Source organism: Pseudobutyrivibrio ruminis (genome assembly GCF_015057245.1).
Taxonomy (GTDB): Bacteria; Bacillota; Clostridia; order Lachnospirales; family Lachnospiraceae; genus Pseudobutyrivibrio; species Pseudobutyrivibrio ruminis_E.
The window spans coordinates 1-6,944 of sequence record NZ_SVET01000032.1; the positions used below are offsets into that span (position 1 = coordinate 1).

At 37.8% G+C, this 6,944-nt stretch carries 5 protein-coding genes and 1 rRNA gene; all 6 read left to right on the forward strand.

What is annotated here, in order from left to right:
- Positions 1-183: 183 nt before the first annotated feature.
- Positions 184-378 (forward strand): hypothetical protein, encoded by a 195-nt coding sequence (locus tag E7274_RS14265; protein ID WP_304176888.1) that lies wholly within the window; start codon positions 184-186, stop codon positions 376-378.
- Between the two features lie 116 nt (positions 379-494).
- Positions 495-1,952 (forward strand): hypothetical protein, encoded by a 1,458-nt coding sequence (locus E7274_RS14270; RefSeq protein WP_304176890.1) that lies wholly within the window; start codon positions 495-497, stop codon positions 1,950-1,952.
- Positions 1,953-1,965: 13 nt separating this feature from the next.
- Positions 1,966-4,407, forward strand: coding sequence for an ATP-dependent Clp protease ATP-binding subunit (locus E7274_RS14275; RefSeq protein ID WP_304176893.1), 2,442 nt, complete (start codon positions 1,966-1,968; stop codon positions 4,405-4,407).
- Between the two features lie 96 nt (positions 4,408-4,503).
- Entirely contained in the window at positions 4,504-4,917 is a 414-nt protein-coding gene (locus tag E7274_RS14280) for an endosialidase (protein WP_074791377.1), read from the forward strand.
- Positions 4,918-4,989: 72 nt separating this feature from the next.
- Positions 4,990-6,375, forward strand: coding sequence for a DNA repair protein RadA (gene radA, locus E7274_RS14285; protein ID WP_304176896.1), 1,386 nt, complete (start codon positions 4,990-4,992; stop codon positions 6,373-6,375).
- Between the two features lie 491 nt (positions 6,376-6,866).
- Positions 6,867-6,944 (forward strand): 16S ribosomal RNA (locus tag E7274_RS14290); the annotation flags it as partial.

The window sequence follows — 6,944 nt, forward strand, 5'->3', positions numbered from 1 at the left end:
CCTCCTTCTGCAAAAGTCATTGCAACAGATTTTCTCAAATCACAATGATTTCATTGCGTTAAATTTTTCAATTAAGGGTTTAAAATAGCAATTAAAGGAATTATTTGAAAATTAGAAGTCCATAAATATGTACATACCTTCTGATATTATCTTATACATAAGATGATTCAGGAGGTATTTTTTATGAAAAATAAACTTGATAAAGAATTAATTGTATCATTGGCAGCTATCTCATTTATTGTGGCAGTCGGTATTATATTCTTCCTATTATTTATATTTGATATCCATATTTCTAGCAGTAACGCAGGAGGTGTAATAGGCTCATTCTCAGGGCTTTCTAGCACGATTTGGCTCTATTTACTTTGTAGAAATTGTTGACTATGTATTGGGGGTTACCTATAATTAAAGTATCTATATATAGTGTATTTATATTAGCGAAAAAGGCTTTTTCACCGATATAATGTACACTGGGTTTTTAAGGAAGGTAATTGATTATGAATAAATTGTTTAAAAGAGCAGTTAGCTTTGCAGCTATAGCTGTAATGGTTTTTGCGTTTAATATTGTTGCTATGGCACAGGGAACTACAACGATTAATGTTTCTAAAAGTTCTGCGGCAGTCGGCGATTCCATTACAGTTTCGATAACCGCTACAGAAAGTGGCACAATTACTGTTAAATACACAGCTAGCATGCTTTCTCTTTCTAGCTGTAGTGTTTCAGGCTACACATCTGAGGGAAATGCAGTTTCATTCTCTGGTAAATCCGGAGATATCGTATTTTCAGCTGCTGCCGAAGGAACAGCTTCTATCATAGTTTCTTCATCTGCAAATTCAGGTAGCAGTACAACACTTACTATCGGAGGCTCATCAAGCTCTTCATCTACAAGCACAGAGAGTGAAGCTTCTACAGAAGAAACAGCTGAAGCAGAAGTTACAACAGAAGAATCTACTGAAACAACAGAAGAGACTACAGAAGAAACAACCACAGCAACTACAGCTACAACTGGTGTTGGCACATTAAATTCAGATGGTGGTTTTGATATTGATGGTGTATCTTATGTAGTTTCAGAGCGTTTTTCTGATTCTGATATGCCAACAGGCTTTTCAAAAACAACTGTTACAATCGGTTCAAGCACATATAGCGAGCCTACAAATGGTAGCCTTACATTGCTTTATTTAAAGCCAGCTGACAATACTTCAGGCTCAGGCGTTTTCTATTTATATAATGCAGAAGCAGGTACTGTTTCTCCTTTCTTAATGCTTGGAACAGCAGATAGTTACGTTATTGTTAGTGATAATGGCTCAGCTCCTACATCAGCTTTTACAGCTACAACACTTGATGTAAACGGTGGCACAGCTACTGCATACACAATTGATGGAGCAGAGTTTTTCTATGTTTATGGTTCAAACCAGGATGGCGCAACTGGTTGGTTCGTATACGACAGCACTTATAAGACTGTATCACGAGTTGATGAATCAGCACTTTCTGCTTCAACAACTACTGATACTACAGAAGAGGTAGATGAAACAGAAACAACTACCGACAATAATTTATATGTAGAAAAGCTTAACTTATATCGCAAAATCATCATGGGACTTATAGTTCTTTGCGTGGTACTTTTATTTATCATCATCAACAAAGCTATTAGAGGTCATGGTGATGACGATGATTTCAACGGCGATGTATTTGCTAAAGCACCTACAAAATCTTCACATAGATTGCCTCGTTCTATAGTTTTCGGTGGAAAAGATCGAGACAATGATGTTTTTGACGAAGATGATGAGTACGATGAAGACGAAGAGTACTATGACGAAGATGAAGAAGAGTATGATGATTTTGATGAAGACGAAGATGATGACGATAGGGATTTCTCTAAATCTAGATTCGAATCAGAATCATATGAGGCTCGTAGAGCATCTAGTCTTAATATGATGGATTTAAACGACCTATAAAAGGAGCAAAAATATGGAATATTCAAGACAAGCAAAACGTGCAATTACAGGGGCATCGAAGCTTTCAAAGTCATTGCAGCATAGCTATGTTGGTACTGAGCATCTCCTTATTTCTATTATTGAGCAGGAGAACTCACTTGCTGCCAAGGTTTTGAATTCTAATGGTGTAGATAAAGCAGCGTTACTCAAGCTTGTGGAGGAGCTTATTTCTCCAGGTGGTGAGATTGCCATTCAAGAAAGAGATGGCTACACACCTAAAATGGAACAATTATTGGAACACGCTAGTGAAGAAGCAGCTAAATGCAATTCTAAAACTATAGGAACAGAGCATCTTTTATTAGCTATGATTCGTATGCAGGATTGTTCTGGTGCACGTCTGCTCAATTCGCTAGATATCAACCCACACAAACTATTCTCTGAATTAGTTGCAGGTATGGGAGCAGAAGGAGTTGTATACAAGGAAGAGATGCAGGCTATTAACAGTGGCCGTTCACGGAAAAACGAAGCATCTTACCTAGATCAATTCTCTAGAGATTTAACGGAACTTGCTGAAGAAGGAGAATTGGATCCTGTTGTTGGAAGAGATTCAGAGATTCAGCGTGTAATTCAAATATTATCTAGACGAGGAAAGAACAATCCTTGTCTTATTGGAGAGCCTGGTGTTGGCAAAACTGCCATCGTTGAAGGCTTAGCAGAAAGAATTGTTGATGGAAATGTTCCTGATTCTGTAAAGGACCTTAGAGTTCTTTCACTTGATTTATCAGGAATGGTTGCCGGATCAAAATACCGTGGTGAATTCGAAGAGAGAATTAAAAAGGTTATTGCTGAAGTTATTGAAGAGGGCAATATTCTTCTATTTATAGACGAGATTCACACATTAATTGGAGCTGGTGGAGCTGAAGGTGCTATTGATGCGTCTAACATTTTGAAGCCAGCTATGGCTCGTGGAGAAATCCAGATTCTCGGTGCCACAACTATCAATGAGTATCGTAAATACGTAGAAAAGGATGCTGCATTAGAAAGACGTTTCCAGCCTGTTATGGTTGAGGAACCTTCTACAGAAGAAACAATTGATATCCTCAAAGGTGTCAGACACCTATATGAGGAACATCATGGAATCACTATTCCAGATGAAGCAGTTGAGGCATGCGTGCATCTTTCAGAACGCTATATAGCAGATAGATTCTTGCCAGATAAAGCCATCGATTTGATGGATGAGGCAGCTGCTGCTATCAAGCTTAATGACGTAAAGAAAATAACAAAAGATGACAGCTTAGATAAACAAATTGATCAGCTTTCAGAGGATATGGAAAATGCCATTATCGCTGGAGATATTGCACTCGCTAGTTCAATCAAAAAAGAAAAGGATGAGCTTATCCTCAAGAAAGAAGCAGAGCAAAAGAAGCTTAACAGACGTTCAAAGTCAAAACCTGTTGTTCTCACGGAAAATGATGTCGCAAAGGTTGTGGCATTATGGACAAAGATTCCTGTATCTAAATTAACAGAACAGGAGTCAGTACGACTTCGTAAAATTGAAAGCATTTTACACAAGCGTGTTGTTGGCCAAGAAGAGGCAGTTTCTGCAGTTGCTAGGGCAGTTCGTAGAGGGCGAGTTGGTCTTAAAGAAAAAGGTAGACCAATTGGTTCGTTCTTATTCCTTGGTCCAACAGGCGTTGGTAAAACAGAAATTTCTAAAGCATTGGCAGAGGCAGTCTTTGGTAATGAATCATCAATGATTAGAGTTGATATGAGTGAATATATGGAGAAGCATTCAGTTTCTAAAATGATTGGATCACCTCCAGGATATGTTGGTTATGAAGAAGGCGGTCAGCTTTCAGAAAAGGTTCGTCGTAATCCATATTCGGTAATTCTTTTTGATGAGATTGAAAAGGCACATCCAGATGTATTCAATGTTCTATTACAGATTTTGGATGATGGTCACGTTACAGATTCACAGGGACGAAAAGTTGACTTTAAGAATACTATTATTATCATGACAAGTAATGCAGGTGCTCAAGCAATTATAGAGCCTAAAAAGCTTGGCTTTGCATCGAAAGAGGATGCCAGCAAAGATTACGAGTTTATGAAGAATGGCGTAATGGAAGAGGTTAAGAGAATCTTTAAGCCTGAATTCCTAAACCGTATTGATGAAACAATAGTATTTAGAGCTCTTACAAAGGATGATATGAAAGAGATTGCTGGCTTGCAGGTTAAGCAGTTTATTGCTAGATGCAAAGAACAGATGGATATTACAGTTACAATTCCAGCATCGGTTAAGACGTGGATAGTTGATAAGGCGTTTGATCCTAAATACGGAGCTCGTCCAATTCGTAGAAAGATACAGACAGCTCTTGAAGACGTAATGGCAGAGGATATTTTAGCAGGCAAAATAAAGCCATCTGATTCAGTAAAAGCAAAGGTTAAAAAAGACGTAGTGGTTTTTGAAAAATGCTAATAATAATTTAGGGGTCTTGTTGTTAAAATGATATTCCTTTGTTATAATCAGAATAAGACAATCTGCAGGTAAGCAGTGGCTACAGGAGGAATAAAAATGGCTGTGATTAGTGAGTTGATTCGCAGTGAAGCAGACGGAACTATCAGCTTTGGAGATTATACATTAGCTGATAAGAAGAAGCTTGAAGACTACAAACACGACGGAGACTTGTACAAGGTAAAGACATTTTCAGATATCACTAAGTTAGAGCGTAATGGGATGTTTGTTTATGAATCTGTTCCTGGTACAGCAGTAGAAAAGTTTAATTGTACTTCTGATTCTGTTTCGTTTACAGTTGAGGGCAAAGAAGATGCAATGATTACTTTAGAGCTTGAACCAGAGACAAGCTATGACATTACTGTAAATGGCGCAAGTGCAGGTCAGATGAAGACTAATCTTGGGGGCAAGCTTAATCTTTCAGTGGAGCTTGATCCAGGGGTTGCAGTAGCGGTTCAGGTTAGTAGAGTTTAATACTGTAATTTAAACTATTATCTTCCCACAAATAAAGGTGGGAAGATTTTTTTATTTAGAAGGAGATATATTATGGCAAATAAAAAGGTTTCGGTGTTTTTCTGTCAGGAATGTGGAAACGAAACATCTAAGTGGGCCGGCAAATGTCCATCATGTGGCGCGTGGAACTCTTTAGTTGAAGAAGTTATAGATAAGACATCTGTTAAAAGTCGAGCGAAAGTATCAGATGTTAAGCCAACAAAGATTATCGACGTAACTGCGTCCAACGAACAGAGAATATCTACTAATATCGAAGAGTTTAATCGAGTATTAGGCGGTGGAATCGTTCCTGGCTCTATGGTATTAGTTGGTGGTGATCCTGGTATTGGCAAATCAACGCTCTTGCTTCAGACTTGTCAAAAGTTGTGCTTGTCAGGGGTAAGCGTCATGTATGTTTCTGGTGAAGAGTCATTACAGCAAATAAAAATAAGAGCAGATAGAATAGGTGAGTTTAATGACAAACTGGATTTATTATGCGAAACAAATCTAGATACAATAAAAGCAGTGGTAGAAAGGGAGATGCCAACTGTTCTTATCATTGATTCTATTCAAACAATGTTTAATGAAGCAGTGGGTTCTGCTCCAGGCTCAGTTTCTCAGGTTAGAGAATCTACTAGTGTCTTAATGGAGATAGCCAAAGGCAAAGGTATAGCTGTTTTTATTGTTGGCCATGTTACAAAAGAGGGCACGGTTGCAGGACCAAGAGTATTGGAACATATGGTAGATACGGTGTTGTATTTTGAAGGAGATAGGCATGCTTCTTATAGAATACTTCGCGGAGTAAAGAATAGATTTGGGTCAACCAATGAAATCGGCGTTTTTGAAATGAGAGATACCGGTTTAGAGCAGGTGAAAAATCCTTCTGCAGTTATGCTAGATGGCAGACCTGAAAATGCTACTGGTTCTATCGTAACATGTTCTATGGAGGGAACCAGACCTATTCTTGTTGAGATTCAGTCGTTAGTCAGTAAAACGGCTTTTGAAATCCCTAGAAGAATGGCTACAGGGTGCGATTATAATAGAGTTAATCTGTTGGTTGCAGTGCTTGAGAGAATGAGGGATGCTAAGGCTAACAGATCATGTGGCATATTTTTGGGAAGATCAGATGTTTATGTAAACATAGCGGGTGGAATTAGAATTAATGAGCCTGCAATCGATTTGGCAATAGCACTTGCTATATACTCAAGTGAAAAGGACATACCTGTTGACGAAGGAACGATAGTATTTGGTGAGATAGGTTTGTCAGGCGAAGTTAGATCTGTGTCAATGGCGGAGCAGCGAGTTAACGAAGCTAAGAAGCTTGGATTTAAGAGGGTAATAATGCCTATGTCAAATATACCTTCTGTGAAAAATATTGATGGGATTATAGTCGTTGGCGTATCAAATATAAAAGAAGCAGTTGATGCTATATCTCGATAAGGCGGAGATATATATAGTCAATATATGGGCATTGAAATGGAATTGATAAAATAATTGGTACAATTCACGCAATTGCAATGCGATTAGTTAAATAGATTTACTTTAACAAAACACAGAAATTCTGTTGACATGCCCTATTTTAGGTGATATTATAATCGAGCACTGAGGGAAACGAAGTGCTGAACGAAATAAGGAATTGAAAGAATTGTATAAACAATTTTAAATTCCTAAAAAGTTCACGAAATAAATAAAAAAGTTGTTGACAAAAACACAGCATCGTGATAATATAAACGAGTTGCTGCTGAGGGCAACAACAAAGCGAAGATTGATAACTGAACAGTGAAACAAACCTTGAATTAATACAAGTTTTTAAAACATGTATCCTTGAAATTCATTTAGTTTCTAAGACGAAACAAAAACCTTTATAGTAAACAAGTCAGTTTTATGCTGACCTGGAATTGAACTCAAGTAACTTAGGTTACTTACATATTAAACATGAGAGTTTGATCCTGGCTCAGGATGAACGCTGGCGGCGTGCTTAACACATGCAAGTCGAACGAAGCAACTTA